The sequence below is a fragment of the Rhodococcus sp. OK611 genome (assembly GCF_003050885.1).
GTDB classification, from domain to species: Bacteria; Actinomycetota; Actinomycetes; order Mycobacteriales; family Mycobacteriaceae; genus Rhodococcus_G; species Rhodococcus_G oryzae.
In genome coordinates, this window is record NZ_QAOZ01000008.1 from 58595 (window position 1) to 73263 (window position 14669).

A 14669-nucleotide genomic window follows, 5' to 3' on the forward strand; every position below is an offset into this window, starting at 1 on the left:
TCATGGCCGCAGGATGGATCGAGCAGATCACGGGCTCGTTCGAGGACAAGAAGCGTTGGCGCGAGTACAAGGCCCGCAAGGAACAGCTCCCTACGAGCTACCGAACCGGGATCGACGGGCTTGAGCGCTATTTCATGTACGCCGGGTCGATCGTCAAGGGCGATGTCCTCATGCAGATGCACGAGGACCTCGCCGACCTGATCGAGCGCGCCGCTGCAGACGGCACCCCGATCCGCGACATCGTCGGGGACGACCCGGTGGAGTTTGCGGACACCTTCATCCAGAACTACTCGGACGGCCAATGGATCAACAAGGAGCGCAAGCGCCTGACGGACGCCATCGATCAGGCCGCCGACGAGGAATGAACCCGCCAAGAACGGAGAACCGGATATGACCACCGATCAGGCCCTCGAACCCGCGATCCGGGTGCAGGGCATCGTGAAATCGTTCAATGACCTACACGTGCTGCGGGGTGTCGACTTCGACGTGACGGCGGGGAGCATCCTCGCGCTGCTCGGCTCGAACGGTGCTGGCAAGACCACGCTGGTGCGGATCCTGTCGACGCTACTGAAGGCCGACGCGGGCGCCGCCACGGTGCACGGCTTCGACGTCGCCGCGAATCCCGGCAACGTGCGCGAGTCGATCAGCCTGACCGGCCAGTTCGCCGCGATCGATGAAGTGCTCACCGGCCGTGAGAACCTCGTACTGGTCGCCAAGCTGCGTCACCTGAAGAACCCGAGTGCGATCGCCGACGACATGCTCGCCCGCTTCTCACTCACCGATGCAGGCAGCCGCAAGGCGGCGACATACTCGGGTGGCATGCGACGTCGGCTCGACATCGCGATGAGCCTGATCGGGAACCCGCCGATCATCTTCCTCGACGAACCCACCACCGGGCTGGACCCACAGGCCCGGATCGAGGTGTGGCAGACGGTCAAGGAACTCGCCAGGGGCGGCACGACCGTGCTGCTGACCACCCAGCACCTCGACGAGGCCGAGCAGCTCGCCGACCGCATCGCGATCCTGCACAAGGGCACGATCATCCAGAACGGCACCCTCACCGAACTCAAGAAACTCCTCCCGCCCGCCAAGGTCGAGTACATCGAGAAGCAGCCCTCCCTCGAGGACGTCTTCCTCTCCCTCGTCGGTGACACCGGCGAGACCGAAACCGCCGGCGACCGTACCGACGGCACCGTCCCGGCAGGAAAGGAATCCCGATGACCACCCACGTCCTCGGCGACACCGGCGTCCTCACCGGCCGCTCGCTGCAACACATCGTCCGCAGCCCTGACACGATCGTCACCACCGCGGTGACCCCGATCGCGCTGATGCTGCTGTTCACGTACGTGTTCGGCGGCGCGATCAACACCGGATCCGACGAGTCGTACGCGAACTACATGCTCCCCGGCATCCTGCTCATCACGATCGCGTCCGGCATCGCGTACACCGCGTACCGGCTGTTCCTCGACATGCAGGGCGGCATCTTCGAACGCTTCCAGTCCATGCCGATCGCGAGGTCGAGCGTGCTCTGGGCGCATGTGCTCACCTCCATGGCCGCGAACCTGGTCTCGGTCGCGATCGTCACCGGCGTCGCGCTGCTCATGGGGTTCCGCACCGGAGCATCCGTGGCCGCGTGGCTCGCGGTCGCCGGCATCCTGATCCTGTTCACCCTCGCACTGACCTGGATCGCCGTGATTGCCGGGCTCTCGGCGAAGACGATCGACGGCGCGAGCGCGTTCAGCTACCCGCTGATCTTCCTGCCGTTCATCAGCTCGGCGTTCGTGCCCACCGACTCGATGCCCGGCCCGGTCGCATGGTTCGCCGAGAACCAGCCCGTGACTTCCATCGTGAACACTATCCGAGCCCTGTTCGCCCAGGAACCCGTCGGCAGTGACATCTGGATCGCCCTCGGTTGGCTGGTCGGCATCCTCGTCGTCGCCTACACCTTCGCGATCACCATCTACCGTCGCAAGATCAGCTGAGTCCGAGCGCCTCCCACGGAAGGCACACACCCGTGCCACACGACGTCGCCCGCTTCCCCGCACCGGGGCGGGCGGCATCGTCAATCAGCGGCGCGGTCCCCGAGGCTGGGCATGGTTGGGTGATGACGCATGCTCAGCATGTCGTTCCCGAGTTGTCGAGTTTCTCGTCAAGCACCACAGCTGAAGAAGCGAACCAATCGAAACGGTTTCTTCGACCCGAAAGCCAAGCGCGAAGCAACCTGGAACTCATCCAGATTCGTGTGATCTATAGCCGCCCTTAAGTGTGATTGCCAACTGGTCAACCTATCCAATCCCCATGCAGCCCAGACCGAATCGCCATTGGTGAACACCCCTCCACCCACGCGCTCGCCTTCCATCCACATCCACCCACCTTCCTCCATCCATCCATTCATCCATCCATGCCGCTCCATCTCGCTCGCTCGGTGCCGTTGCAGGAGACCCTCGACGCGGCTGGTGTCGCGGGCGATCGGCACGTCCTCGACCAAACCGGGCGGAATGCAGGCGGAGAACAGGGTGCCGTCGACGGTGCCCCGAATCGGGCCGGGATGCACGGCGCACCGGCGGGGATGAAGGTCGACGATCAGGATGTCTTCCTGCCGCAACGGCAGGGAGAACGTCAGCGGGCGGCGCAGTTGTATGCGCGGTCACACAGGGGCTCACGCGGCGCCGGCATCTCCCCCGCTCGATCGGACCAGTCCCGCCCTGCCGTCGCGTTATACAATCCTGACGATGCTTGCACCTAAAACTGCAGTAGTGCAATCGATTTCATCCGCGCGCAATGGAGGTTTCATCCGACCTGCAGCTTCCTCCGTCGCCGAAGCCTGCTTCTCGCGACCAGGCATCGACGCCTCCAGGCGTAATACGAGTGGCCTCACCGGGTGTACGCCACCTCGGGGAAATCGGGCGAGGGCCCGTCCAGCAGGTGACCGACGCCGCGTAACTGTTCGTCGAAGAATGCGAGTGGATAAGCTCGCTGGAACGCGAGCGCACGATCGGTCGGGATGGTGCCGACCATTTCTTGAATGTCCTCCGACGAAACGCCTGCGAACGGCAGTGCGATCGGTATGAGCTGAGCGTCATCGCCGAAGGAATTGTGCGCCGCACCCTTCAGTGTCAGGTTGAGTCGCCACCCGCGTAGGTTTGACCAGAACTTCTGTAGGAGAGGGTTGGTGGCCATGCCGCCCTTGCCCTCGGTGTCCACTACGAGAAAAGGTCGATCCAGGCCGGCCTCGACGACCGGTCCGACACCTCCGCCGTCCAGACCCATGCCTGCCTTGATGCGTCCGTCGGCGTACATCGCCGACGCTGTGGCCGCGGCACCGAGAGAATGACCCATCATGCCGACCCGCGTGAGGTCCAGTGCACCGGCGAGGCCTGCAGGAAGTGGCGCGCTGTCGACGTCGGGGTTGTGACCGGCCTCCAGCGACTCGAGCTGATCGAGTACGAATCGTGTGTCGTCCGTACGAACGCTGACCGCTTTGCCGAAGTCCGTGATCTCGCCCTCCGGATTCGTCACGACCCGATTGCCTGGGAATTCCACGACCATTGCGTCGTAGGTGTGATCGATGGCGACCACCAGGTACCCGCGGCTGGCCAGCTCCTGTACGACGCCGGTGCCATAGGCTCGTGATGCGTTGGCTCCAGGGGAATACAGCACCACCGGCAAGTCCCCCAGGCTCCGGTCGACAGGCGCTCCCACGAGGCCCCGAGTATTGCCGAAGGCAACCTTGCCCGGCTCCACACCGGCGTGTTCCATATAGCTGTCAGCAGCGGCCTTCGGCAACCACGGGGCGCTCGGGTACTCGCCCTCACCTGCCCGCGTGGGATACCACAGGCTGACCATCAGTTCCCGCTTTTCGTTGGCCACCCAGGGATCTGGGCGTGACTCGTCGATCAGGTGCAGGGACTGTGTGCCGATCCGATTCGGTCCGGTCGGCGCTGCCGGCGAAAAATCGGCGGCTCCGAGACTGGACGCTGGGAGCGCCCCCGATGTTGTCGCGATGCGAGCTTCCGTGTCCGTACAGGCCGTGGTGGCGGTCGCTATGGCGACTGTAATCAGCGCTGCGCCAGAGATCATCATTGCTCGTCTGTTCATGCTTCCCACGATCGCGCACCGCAAGGCACCACACATCTGCGCACGGGAGGACATTTGCTCCGAGTTCCTCAGGGATAACCCCTACTGGCATCGCGGCGGATAATCGGAGTGGCGCGCGGTCCACCGCCGATACCCGGTCTTCGAGAGCGCCTACGCTGTTCAGGCCGGACCGGACGCGACGGGCCGCGCACCTGGTGGTCATCTCGAGCGCGATCGGCCGTAGGTCGCCATACGAAGGACCCACTCGACCGGGCCGTAGCGGTGGCGCCGGACCCACCACGCGCTGACAACCAGCTGGATCGCATAGACCGACGCGGCGATGCCGAGCACCGCCCAGTCGGACAGGCGCCCGACGAGCGCGAAACCGTATCCGGTGAAGATGATGGCGGTGACCACCGACTGGCCGATGTAATTGGTCGCCGCGAGCTTTCCGGCCGGCGCCAGCACCCGGGCGACCGATGGGTGCCGGTCCATGACCCGCAGCACGGTGGCCCCGTACGCCGCGGCCAGGACCGGGCTTGCGAGTGCGTTCGGGCCGGTCAGGATCGGCATCTCGGTCACCGCAGAGAGCACGGAGATCGGAGCCGCGACTCCGAAGCCGATCCACTGGACGGGGCGGAGCAACGGCCGGTAGCGCTCCGGGCGTTCGAGCAGCCGCACCTTGCCGGCAGCCAGGCCGACCAGGAACAGTGGCAGCACACTGAGCAGACTGATGAGCAGGAACGCGGCGATGTTATCGGTGAAGTTCTCCCATCGGTAGTGCGCGGCTTCCAACCATCCCGACTGCATCGCCGCCAACTCCCTCGCGGTCTCCGCATCCTCCGCGGAGCCGGTGGCCGCCGCGGATTTGATCATGCCCAGCACGGTCATCCCGATAACGGAGATTGAGAAGGGCACCGCCGCCGCGATCAGCGCGGTTCGGGGGCGAAGGGAACTGAGCGCCAACAGGATCAGGCCCATGACCCCGTAGCAAAACAGGATGTCTCCGCTGAAGAAGAACACGTAGTGCACCAGCCCGACCGCCATCAGCGCCAGGCAACGCCGCACTGTCCTGGCTCGCGGGCTCGCCCCGGCGCGCTTTGCCGAACGGATCTGCATCGTGAGGGAGTAGCCGAACAGGAAGGAGAAGATCACGTAGAACTTGTTGTGGAATATCGCCGCGATCAGCGACTGCGCTGGACCGTCGGCGAATCCGCCCGGGGTCGACATCACGGTGATGTTGACCATGAGGATGCCGCCGAGCGCGAAACCGCGCAGCACGTCGAGTGCTTCGATGCGAGAGACCGCAGGGGCCCCTATCTGGGTAGTCATACCGTGACATTAGGAGCGCATGCACAGTGTTCAGATCGCCCTGCGGGCAGATTCGGCCGCAAGCACACTGGGGAGCTTTCCCTAGGGGAAAACCCTGATTGCGGCGGGCGACGACCGGTCTGTGCCGTGCCGATCATCGGACCGTAGGGGGATGTCTCGGCGGGCACCACTTCCTACGATGGGCAGATGCCGGTCACGCCGCATCCACCCCTGATCACGCGGCTTCCGCCCGGATTCTGGCTCGTGCTCGATGCCGCATTCGGCGCGCTGGTCGCGCTATGGAGCATTGTCGAGCTGCAAGGGGAATCCCGCGATCCAGACCCACTCGGCCGCGGACTCCCACATCCGGGCCCGGCCGCCCTTGCGCTGGCCGTCGGAACCATCATCGCCTCAGGCATGGTGATCGCACTGCGCCGCCGCGCCCCGCTCGGTGCGTCCCTGGCCCTTCTGGCAACGTGGGTCGTCTTCGTCGCCGTGGACGGTCGGTACTGGATCGCCGTCGTCGTATGCACCACCACAATCGTCGCCGCGACCATGGTGGTGTACCTCCTGGCGTCGACCCGCGGCACCTGGATCGGCCTGAGGGCGCTCGGGGTCGCCGTCGCGGCCGGCGCCCTGGCGCTCTTCGGCCATGCCGACCTGCGACAGTTCGGGTACCTGGCCGCCATCGCCACGACGAGCGCGTGGGCGATCGGGTACGCGGTCGCACGGCATCGCGCATACCGCACGGACCTCGCCCGACACGAGCGCCGGCTCGTGCACGCCGAGTTCGTAGAACAGCGGCTCGAGATCGCCCGCGAACTGCACGACGTCATCGCCCACAGCATGAGTGTGGTCTCCATCCAATCCGGGTACGGGCTCTACGTGCTCGATCGAGACCCGGCGAAGGCACGCTCGGCCCTCGACGCGATCCAGGCCACGAGCCAGTCCTCGATCCGAGAGCTGCGGAACCTGCTCGCCGTGCTGCGCGCGGGGTCCGGCAACGACGGCACCGACGGTCTGGTCCCCACACCCCGGCTCGCGGACCTCGACACCGTGATCGGCCGGACCGAGGACGCCGGCGTCCAGGTGGACCTGCGGATCACCGGCACCGCCCGGCCCCTCACTGCGGGCATGGAGGTGTCCGTCTACCGGATCATCCAGGAAGCCCTCACCAACGTGGTCAAGCACGCGGATGCGACGACAGCCGTAGTCCGGGTGGACTACAGGGCGGACGAGTTGGCCGTCGAGATCTGCGACGACGGCTGCCTCGGGACCGCCGCTCCGGACGGGCACGGCCTGTCTGGGATGCGCGAACGGGTGGCGATCTATGGTGGACGATTCAGCGCGGGTGCCGGACCGGACACGGGCTTCCTGGTCTCGGCCCGTCTCCCGATGGGCGGACTCAGTTGAGATCACGGACGATTCGCGTGCTGGTGGCCGACGACCAGATGCTGGTGCGGTCCGGCGTGCGCGGCATCCTCGAGGCCGCCGACGGATTCGCCGTGGTCGGCGAGGCCTCCGATGGGCGGGAAGCGGTGGCCATCGCGCGTGCGACGGACCCCGACGTCGTCCTGATGGACATCCGGATGCCCGGCATGGACGGGATCGAGGCGACCCGCCGCATCACGGCGACCATGCAGGCACGGGTTCTGATTCTGACGACCTTCGACATCGACGACTACGTTTACGGCGCGCTTCGCGCCGGCGCGAGCGGATTCCTCCTCAAAGAGGCCACACCACAACAGTTGCTCGACGCAATCGAGGTCGTCGCCGCCGGCGAGGCCCTGCTGGCACCGAGCGTCACCCGCCGACTGATCGGGGAGTTCACCAGCCGGCCCACCGATGCCCCACCGGTCCCGATCGGCCCGCTCGCCATCACCGCCCGCGAGCGCGAAGTGCTCACCCTCATCGCGGAGGGCCTGACGAACAAGCAGATCGCAGATCAGCTGTACATCACTGAGGGCACGACGAAAACGCATGTCGGCCACCTACTCGCCAAGCTCGACGCACGCGACCGCGTACACCTGGTGATCATCGCGTTCCAGGCCGGCCTGGCGTGAGCTCGACCAGACAGTGACCGGCCCGGCCTCGTCTCCTCCCCCTTACCTTCTTCGTAGCCCCGGTATGTCTCCTTCCCTCTGTTATCAGACCGAGGAAGTCGAACACGTATGGGTCCTGGACCAGCTGCTGAGCGAGGTCCGACTCCGAGACAGCGAGCGTCATCGCGGGATGGCGGCCGACGAAACCTACTGGCTCACCGATACCGCCTGGATCGGCACCGATTCGCTCACCTGGGTGCTCGACGACCCTCGTGAGCAGCCCGCATTAGCCGAAGAAACGCATTAAGGACACCGAACCGCCCAACCGCCACTGGAAATGATCCGAACCTCGCGTCGGCCGCTGGGGCCGGTATGCCTCCGCACGGTGGCGCAGGCAGTTCCGATCCGGTCGGGAGCGTCAGGTCACTGTTCGGATCGTCAGGTCGAAACTGGCGCCCGCTGCTAATTCGCCCCGTCAGTCTGCAGTTCCAAGACTGTGGACTGACGGGGCGCGCCATCTGCGGTTCCCATATCCATTCTGAAACCGACATTGGCCGCCCGGTGAACCAGCCTTCCAGTCGGTGAGTCGCCCCAGCGTTCCTGGCTCTAGATCCGGGCAGGCTCGGGGTCGTGCAGTTGTTCGAGGAATGCACTCAATGACCGCGCCAGCCGGCCGTTGTCGTCGGCGAACCGGTCCAGGCCGCCGGCCTCGATGGCGCGGGTCATCTTCTGATGGGTGGCGAGTCCTCGCCTGGTGGGGAAGACGAGCACGCGCCGGCGGTCGGTGTCGTCGACTTTGCGGTGCACGAGGTTGTCGGCGATCATCGCGTCGATCAGCCGGGTCAGGCTGGCCCCGGTGAGCTGTGTCGCGTCGGCGAGTTGCGCCATCGGGTGGCCGGCGGAATCCGCCACGGCGGCAAGTACATGCCAGCGGGCGGTCGAGGTTTCTCCGAGGCAGGTTGAGATGGACCGTTCCAGTTCTTGTGAGGCTTGCCGCACCAGTCGCGTCAACTGCTCGAGCGCGGTGGCGCCGGTGCTATTGTCCACAACGACACTATACAGCGCCGTATGGGATTGTTTCAGATAGAAATATATGGCGGCGGTGAAACCCATGACGAATTCGATCTCGGCTTTCGGTCGCACTCGACAGAGCATCGACATTGCGCTGGTCGTGCCACGCAGCGGTGCGGCTGGAATGTTCGGCCCGTCCTGTGAGGCATCCGCGGACCTGGCCGTCGCAGCCCTCAACGCGGCACGTGGCATTCTTGACCGGCCCGTGAGGCTGCACCCTGTCGACGCCGGGGCGCCGCTGCCGGTATTGGCGGCGCAGATCGACGCGATGGTCAGCTCCGGGTCGATTGACGGCGTCGTCGGCTGGCATCTGTCCGATGCTCGCAAGGTGATCACACCGACGACCGCGGGCCGAGTTCCTTACGTCTACACCACCTTCTACGAGGGCGGTGAGGATTCCGACGGCGTCTACATGGTCGGCGAGACACCGGAGCAGCAGTTGTTCCCGGCAATGAGCTGGCTGCGCGCCGAACTGGGAATCCGCCGCTGGTGTCTGGTCGGCAACGACTACGTGTGGCCACGGGAAACAGCAAGGACAACACGGGAATTCGCCGGCTCAACCGGCATGGACATCGTCGGGGAATCGTTCGTCCCCCTCGGTGGACGCGATTTCACTGCGGCGCTCGAGATGGTTCGGCGCTCGCGGGCACAGGGCGTGTTGTTGTTGATGGTCGGCGCCGACTGTGCCGCCTTCAACGATGCGTTCGCACGGGCCGGCCTCGACGAGGACCGGATCCGGCTGAGCATGATGATCGGCGAGGACGTGCTCTACTCGGGCGGACCGGACAGCACACGCGGATTGTTCACCGCCAGCGGCTATTTCGAGGGCGTGATCTCGTCGGCAGGCATGGATTTCGGTGCCCGCTACCTCGAACACCACGGTCCGGCGGCGCCAGCGCTGAACAACATCGGCGAATCCTGCTACGAGGGGATCCTGCTGTTCGCGGCCTTGGCACAGGCGGCCCGGAGCCTCGACCTGCGTGCGATCGAACGTCATGCCCCCTCCGTTACCTACGGCGGTCCGCGCGGTGAGGTCCGGGTACGCGGAACCCACACCACCCAGCCCGTCTATCTCGCCGCCGCGGACGAACTCGAATTCAACGTGCTCGCCGAATTGACCTGAGATTTGTCGGTGCAAGCCCGGTCGTTTACGGCGGGGAGGATGACAAGCCCTGACCGGACAGTCCCAGCCAGGTCGGGTGAACGACCTGGCCAGGACGCCCATGCCGATCACACGACGCTGTGTGCTTGCCGAAGGCCGAGTCCGTCGGCGTCGACGTCATTCTTGTAGGACGCGGATTGGCACTGCTCGTGACAGTTCTTGGTGAGTGTGCAGCTGAGCGAGGAGATCGGTCCGCCATGGAACGGGCAGTCGTGCACCATGTCGGGTAGTTCGTAGCGCTTCCCGTCCACGATGTCGAGGAGGGTCTGCCCGGCCCACAGTGGTTCCTTTTCGATCTCTTCACGGAGCGGGTTCGGCCGGGCCAGGTAGTATTTGCCGCCGGTGAGGACCGCGATGAGTGGGGTCAGGACCAGTGCGATCGCCAGTGCCAGGTAGGGCGACCACGCCTGTAGGAAGGCGCCGAAAGCTCCGAAGTAGGCGACGATCGAGACCGATGATGCGACCAGCATCGAAACGAATCCGACCGGGTTGATCGGATAGAGGTAGGCCCGCTTGAACTCGATGTAGGGCGGGCTGATCTTGAGGATCCCCTTGTTGATGACGAGATCCGCGACGATGGCTCCGATCCAGGCGATGGCCACGTTGGAGTAGAACCCCAGGATCGTGTTCAGGACGGTGAACATGTTCGCCAGCATCAGTGTCAGCGCGATCGTGATGTGCAGGGCGAGCCAGACGACGCGGCCGGGGTGGACGTGGAGGACGCGGCTGAAGAAGTTCGACCACGACAGCGAACCCGAGTAGGCGTTGGTGACGTTGATCTTGATCTGGGAGAGCAGCACCATGACTGTGGCGATCGCGAGGGCCACGGTGGGGTTGTGGATCATCGAGCCGTAGCTGCCGAGGAACTGCTCGATCGGCTCGGTGGCCCGGGCGAAGCCCACTTCTCCAGCGACGTAGAACGCGAGGAACGCTCCGCAGATCTGTTTGGCGGCACCGAGGATCACCCATCCGGGGCCGGCGGCGAGTACGGCGGCCCACCACCGCAGCGGCGGGGTCTCAGACTTTTCGGGCATGAAACGCAGGTAGTCGACCTGCTCGCCGATCTGTGCGATCAGGGACAGGGCGACGCCGGCGCCCGCGCCGACCGCGATAGCGGTTACCCGTTCAGTGCCGCCGTCTCCGCCCCATGAGAGAAACCCGTCGAAGCCGCTCGGGTCGGCGATCGCGATCATCACCAGCGGCGCGGCGAACAGGATCAGCCACAGCGGCTGTGTCCACACCTGGAATTTCGCCAGTGCAGACATGCCGTAAAGGACGAGCGGAATGATGATGAGGGAGCCGAGCAGGTATCCGACCGGCAGCGGCATGTCAAAGGCCAAATACATCGCCTGGGCCATGATCGCACCCTCGAGTGCGAAGAAGATGAAGCAGAAGCTGGCGTAGATCAGGCTGGTCAGAGTGGACCCAAAGTAGCCGAACCCGGCGCCGCGGGTGAGTAGGTCCATGTCCAGGTTGTACTTCGCGGCGTAGTACGCGATCGGGATACCGGTCAGGAAGATGGTTACCGCTGCGACGAGGATCGCCACGATCGCGCTGGCAGCGCCATGGCTGACGGCGATCGACGCGCCGATGGAGTAGTCGGCGAGATACGCGATGCCTCCCAGTGCGGTCACGGAACAGGCCATCGGACTCCAGCGGCGGAACGACTTCGGTGCGTAGCGCAGCGAATAGTCCTCGATGTTGTCCTTCGCGGCCCACTCCCGGAACCTGGACCAGGTTGTTCGTGTGCCCGTGTCCGTCGGTTGATGCCCGGCGGGTGTTGGCGAGACGGTGCTCATCTGTGTCCTCTCTTGCTGTCGAAGCTGCGGCGTGTCCACGAGCTGCAGTAGGCAAGACGCTAAGGGGAATAGGCCCAAATGGAACTACTTCAGATGGAAATTAACGGGACCGCCACAAGACGCCGCGCACGTAACACGAAGCTCACCTGACGGATTCGCCGCGGTGACCTACCGCGACTTATATCGTCGCCATACGGAATAGCTCCGCATGAAACTAAAGGAGGTGGCCATGCCCTACTACCAGTTCACATGCCGAAGCTGCGGCAGCTTCGACAGCAACTACGCAATGGCCGACGTCCCACTCGAGTCCCCCTGCCCGCACTGCGCAAACCCCAGTGCTCGAAGCTTCGGCGGCGCCGGCCTGATCAGAACTCGGTCCGCGGCCACACGACTGATCGACCAAACGAAACGGACCGCCAGCGAACCCGCAGTCGTCAGCGCGCCACCGTCCAACACCGGAAGCCGGGCCTTCACCCGAAACCCTTTGCACCGCCAGCTCCCCCGCCCCTGATACCGAAAGAAGGTCCGCCATGCCCGAACTGATCTTCCCCCTCGACTCCACCAAGAAGTTCACCGATCAACACATCGTCGGCCACAACCGCTGGCACCCCGACATCCCCGCGGCCGTGACCGTCAAACCGGGCGACGAGTTCCGCGTACACGTCCGCGAATGGTTCGATGGCGCCATCCACAACGACGACTCCGCCGAGGACGTTCTCCATGCCCCGCTCAGCACCGTGCACTGCCTCTCCGGCCCGTTCGCGATCGAAGGCGCACAACCAGGCGACCTGCTTATCGTCGACATCCTCGACATCGGACCGATCCCCCAAGAAGACTCGGGTCCACTCGCCGGCCAAGGCTGGGGATACACGGGCATCTTCGCCACCGAGAACGGCGGCGGATTTCTCACGGAACAGTTTCCCGACGCCTACAAGGCGATCTGGGACTTCAGCGGCCACACCGCCACCTCCCGGCACATCCCCGGGGTCAGCTTCACCGGCATCACGCACCCCGGCCTCATGGGAACCGCCCCCTCCGCTGCGCTGCTGGCAAAGTGGAACACCCGAGAAGGCGCACTGATCGCGACCGACCCGCAGCGGGTACCGCCGCTCGCGCTGCCACCCGAGCCGCAAGACGCGATCCTCGGATCACTGACCGGTACCGCATTCGATCGGGCCGCAGCCGAAGCCGCACGCACCGCCCCACCGCGCGAGAACGGAGGCAACCAGGACATCAAGAACCTCACCCGCGGCAGCCGGGTCTTCTACCCGGTGTTCGTCGACGGCGCGAACCTGTCCGTCGGCGACCTTCACTTCTCCCAAGGCGACGGCGAAATCACCTTCTGCGGCGCCATCGAGATGGGCGGCTTCATCGACCTACGAGTCGATCTGATCAAGAACGGCATGGAGCTCTACGGCGTCGCCGAGAACGCAATCTTCCTGCCGGGCAACGAAGGTCCGAACTACACCGAATTCTTGGCCTTCTCCGGCACCTCGGTCACCCTCGACGGCAAACAGCGCTACCTCGACTCCCAGCTGTCCTTCCAACGTGCCTGCTTGCACGCTATCGACTACCTCACAAAGTTCGGCTACAGCCCGGAGCAGGCCTACCTGCTGCTCGGGGCCGCGCCGATCGAAGGACGCTTTTCCGGGGTGGTCGACATCCCCAACTCATGCGCCACCGTCTACATTCCGACCGCCATATTCGACTTCCCTATCGTCCCGACCGCCGCCGGACCCATCACTATCAACCCTGGCCCCGGCGCCCCCCGAGCCACCCGATAAGGGGTCTGAGGAGTATTGCCGACCGATCTACTGCTCAGCCTCAACCCGCCGACTCATCATGCCTAGAGTCCCAGAACATTCACTGCAACAATGTATTCAGACATGACTCACGCCAAGAACCCTGCATCGGACAGATGCAGGGTTCTTTCCGGCGAGATGCAGTGTCGGTCCCCGGAAGTGAGAGGCCACTGTCGAATTGGTCGCCGTGCTGGAGTGTTGTCAGCCAGAGCTGGATTGGTGACCTGAGGTCCGCGATGCCGGCCGTAGATCCGGGGAGGCGAGCGCGTCCGTCTGACTGCGGGCATCGCGGGGGTGGGGCGTGAATGTCATCAATCTGGAATCCATCCAGACTTGTGTGATTCGAAGCGCCCGTCAAGTGTGATCACCGACTGGTCAACCTATCCAATCCGCATGCAGCCCAGACCGAACAGGCATAGGTGAACACCCCTCCATCCATCCACGAACTGCGACGAACGAGATCGCAAACTCGCAAGAGCGGTGGCCTTCTTCATTTTCGTTGCACGGATCGGTCCGCTCGTCACGGCTGTCCCAGTCGGTTTCTCCGAATCAGGTGAGACTGCTACGAGGTCAGCGCCGACGCGAATCGGCCGTGCTCGCTAGGCTCGGCGCAATGCTCATATGGATCAACGGCGCGTTCGGTGCGGGAAAGACTCAGACTGCGTTCGAGTTGAATCGACGTGTCTCTCGCTCTCACGTCGCCGATCCTGAACTCATCGGATTCGCAATCCACAAGATGCTTCCGGCATCCGCGCGACGCGACTTTCAGGACCGACCCCAGTGGCGATCAGCTGTAGCCGCGACGCTCGCCGACACGGTGGCTGCCCACGACGGTCCAGTGATCGTCCCGATGACGCTGGTCAACCTGGACTATTTCGACGAGATCATGGTGGGTCTGTCCGCCGAAGGGGTTGACGTCAGGCACTTCTCCCTCGTCGCGTCACCAGACACTCTCCGACGTCGACTGCGAACCCGCGCCGGTTACTGGCTGGGTCGCGCTGTGGGAAACGATGAAACCTGGGCTATGCAACAGATCGGCCGGTGCGTGACCGCGCTAGCCACGGAACGATTCACTGAACATGTCGATACCGACGATCGCGCCGTCGACGACGTAGTCGAGCACATTGCGGCACGCACGGACTTACACCTGGCACACGACCGCCTGAACCCCGTCCGCCATCAGCTCCCGCCGGCCGCAGTCGGCATCCGTCACATCAGAAACCTGAGTGGCGATCGGCAAACAGGACGGAGTCGCAGCCGATCGACGAAGAGCGATCGACGCCCGGTGGTCGATCCGTACAGCACCTACCAGTTGGACGACGAGTTACCAGGTGGCGACGTGTAGCGGCCGGCCTTGCGTCCCGCGCGAGCACGACGTCCGGCCGCAAAGATGCCCAGCACCAGA

At 64.6% G+C, this 14669-nt stretch carries 14 protein-coding genes; 9 read left to right on the top strand and 5 right to left on the bottom strand.

Annotated features, from left to right (window positions below; all coding sequences use genetic code 11):
* The first annotated feature begins 2 nt into the window (after positions 1-2).
* Genes C8K38_RS11570 through C8K38_RS11580 form a run of 3 tightly spaced genes read left to right on the top strand, consistent with a single transcriptional unit; the run spans position 3 to position 1982 of the window.
* Positions 3-365: a DUF1048 domain-containing protein gene (locus tag C8K38_RS11570; RefSeq protein WP_097211615.1), complete on the top strand. Its 363-nt coding sequence runs from the start codon at positions 3-5 to the stop codon at positions 363-365.
* Positions 366-390: 25 nt separating this feature from the next.
* Positions 391-1221, top strand: coding sequence for an ABC transporter ATP-binding protein (locus C8K38_RS11575; protein ID WP_097211616.1), 831 nt, complete (start codon positions 391-393; stop codon positions 1219-1221).
* A complete protein-coding gene (locus C8K38_RS11580) occupies positions 1218-1982 on the top strand; it encodes an ABC transporter permease (RefSeq protein ID WP_097211617.1) in 765 nt (254 codons plus the stop codon). The genes C8K38_RS11575 and C8K38_RS11580 overlap by 4 nt, the downstream gene beginning before the upstream one ends.
* Positions 1983-2149: 167 nt before the next feature.
* Here C8K38_RS11580 and C8K38_RS11585 read toward each other — a convergent pair whose 3' ends face one another.
* The 3 genes from C8K38_RS11585 to C8K38_RS11595 form a co-directional block, all read right to left on the bottom strand.
* Entirely contained in the window at positions 2150-2605 is a 456-nt protein-coding gene (locus C8K38_RS11585) for a hypothetical protein (protein WP_097211618.1), read from the bottom strand.
* A gap of 269 nt (positions 2606-2874) precedes the next feature.
* Positions 2875-4098 carry an alpha/beta hydrolase family protein gene (locus C8K38_RS11590; RefSeq protein ID WP_097211619.1) on the bottom strand — a complete coding sequence of 408 codons (1224 nt, stop codon included), beginning with the start codon at positions 4096-4098 and terminating at the stop codon, positions 2875-2877.
* A gap of 198 nt (positions 4099-4296) precedes the next feature.
* Complete coding sequence (locus C8K38_RS11595) at positions 4297-5409, bottom strand: DUF418 domain-containing protein (protein WP_097211620.1); 1113 nt, start codon at positions 5407-5409, stop codon at positions 4297-4299.
* Between the two features lie 186 nt (positions 5410-5595).
* Here C8K38_RS11595 and C8K38_RS11600 point away from each other — a divergent pair, with 186 nt between their 5' ends.
* Positions 5596-6801 carry a sensor histidine kinase gene (locus tag C8K38_RS11600; protein ID WP_097211621.1) on the top strand — a complete coding sequence of 402 codons (1206 nt, stop codon included), beginning with the start codon at positions 5596-5598 and terminating at the stop codon, positions 6799-6801.
* A gap of 17 nt (positions 6802-6818) precedes the next feature.
* Positions 6819-7451 (top strand): response regulator, encoded by a 633-nt coding sequence (locus C8K38_RS11605; RefSeq protein ID WP_257017458.1) that lies wholly within the window; start codon positions 6819-6821, stop codon positions 7449-7451.
* Between the two features lie 585 nt (positions 7452-8036).
* On the opposite strand, the gene C8K38_RS11615 is transcribed toward C8K38_RS11605, so the two are convergent.
* Positions 8037-8573, bottom strand: coding sequence for a MarR family winged helix-turn-helix transcriptional regulator (locus C8K38_RS11615; RefSeq protein ID WP_258195860.1), 537 nt, complete (start codon positions 8571-8573; stop codon positions 8037-8039).
* Here C8K38_RS11615 and C8K38_RS11620 point away from each other — a divergent pair.
* Positions 8542-9624, top strand: coding sequence for a substrate-binding domain-containing protein (locus tag C8K38_RS11620; protein ID WP_179800539.1), 1083 nt, complete (start codon positions 8542-8544; stop codon positions 9622-9624). The genes C8K38_RS11615 and C8K38_RS11620 overlap by 32 nt on opposite strands.
* A 107-nt stretch (positions 9625-9731) precedes the next feature.
* Here the strand turns inward: C8K38_RS11620 and C8K38_RS11625 are convergent, their stop codons facing one another.
* Positions 9732-11462, bottom strand: coding sequence for a purine-cytosine permease family protein (locus tag C8K38_RS11625; RefSeq protein WP_209928348.1), 1731 nt, complete (start codon positions 11460-11462; stop codon positions 9732-9734).
* Positions 11463-11691: 229 nt separating this feature from the next.
* Between C8K38_RS11625 and C8K38_RS11630 the strand changes: the two genes are divergently transcribed.
* From C8K38_RS11630 to C8K38_RS11640, 3 genes are all read left to right on the top strand, one after another.
* Positions 11692-11973, top strand: a complete 282-nt coding sequence (locus C8K38_RS11630; RefSeq protein WP_179800547.1) for an FmdB family zinc ribbon protein — start codon at positions 11692-11694, stop codon at positions 11971-11973.
* A 19-nt stretch (positions 11974-11992) separates the two neighbouring features.
* Positions 11993-13246, top strand: coding sequence for a formamidase (gene fmdA / locus C8K38_RS11635; RefSeq protein ID WP_097211624.1), 1254 nt, complete (start codon positions 11993-11995; stop codon positions 13244-13246).
* 631 nt (positions 13247-13877) lie between these two features.
* Complete coding sequence (locus C8K38_RS11640; RefSeq protein ID WP_097211625.1) at positions 13878-14609, top strand: AAA family ATPase; 732 nt, start codon at positions 13878-13880, stop codon at positions 14607-14609.
* Positions 14610-14669: the final 60 nt, after the last annotated feature.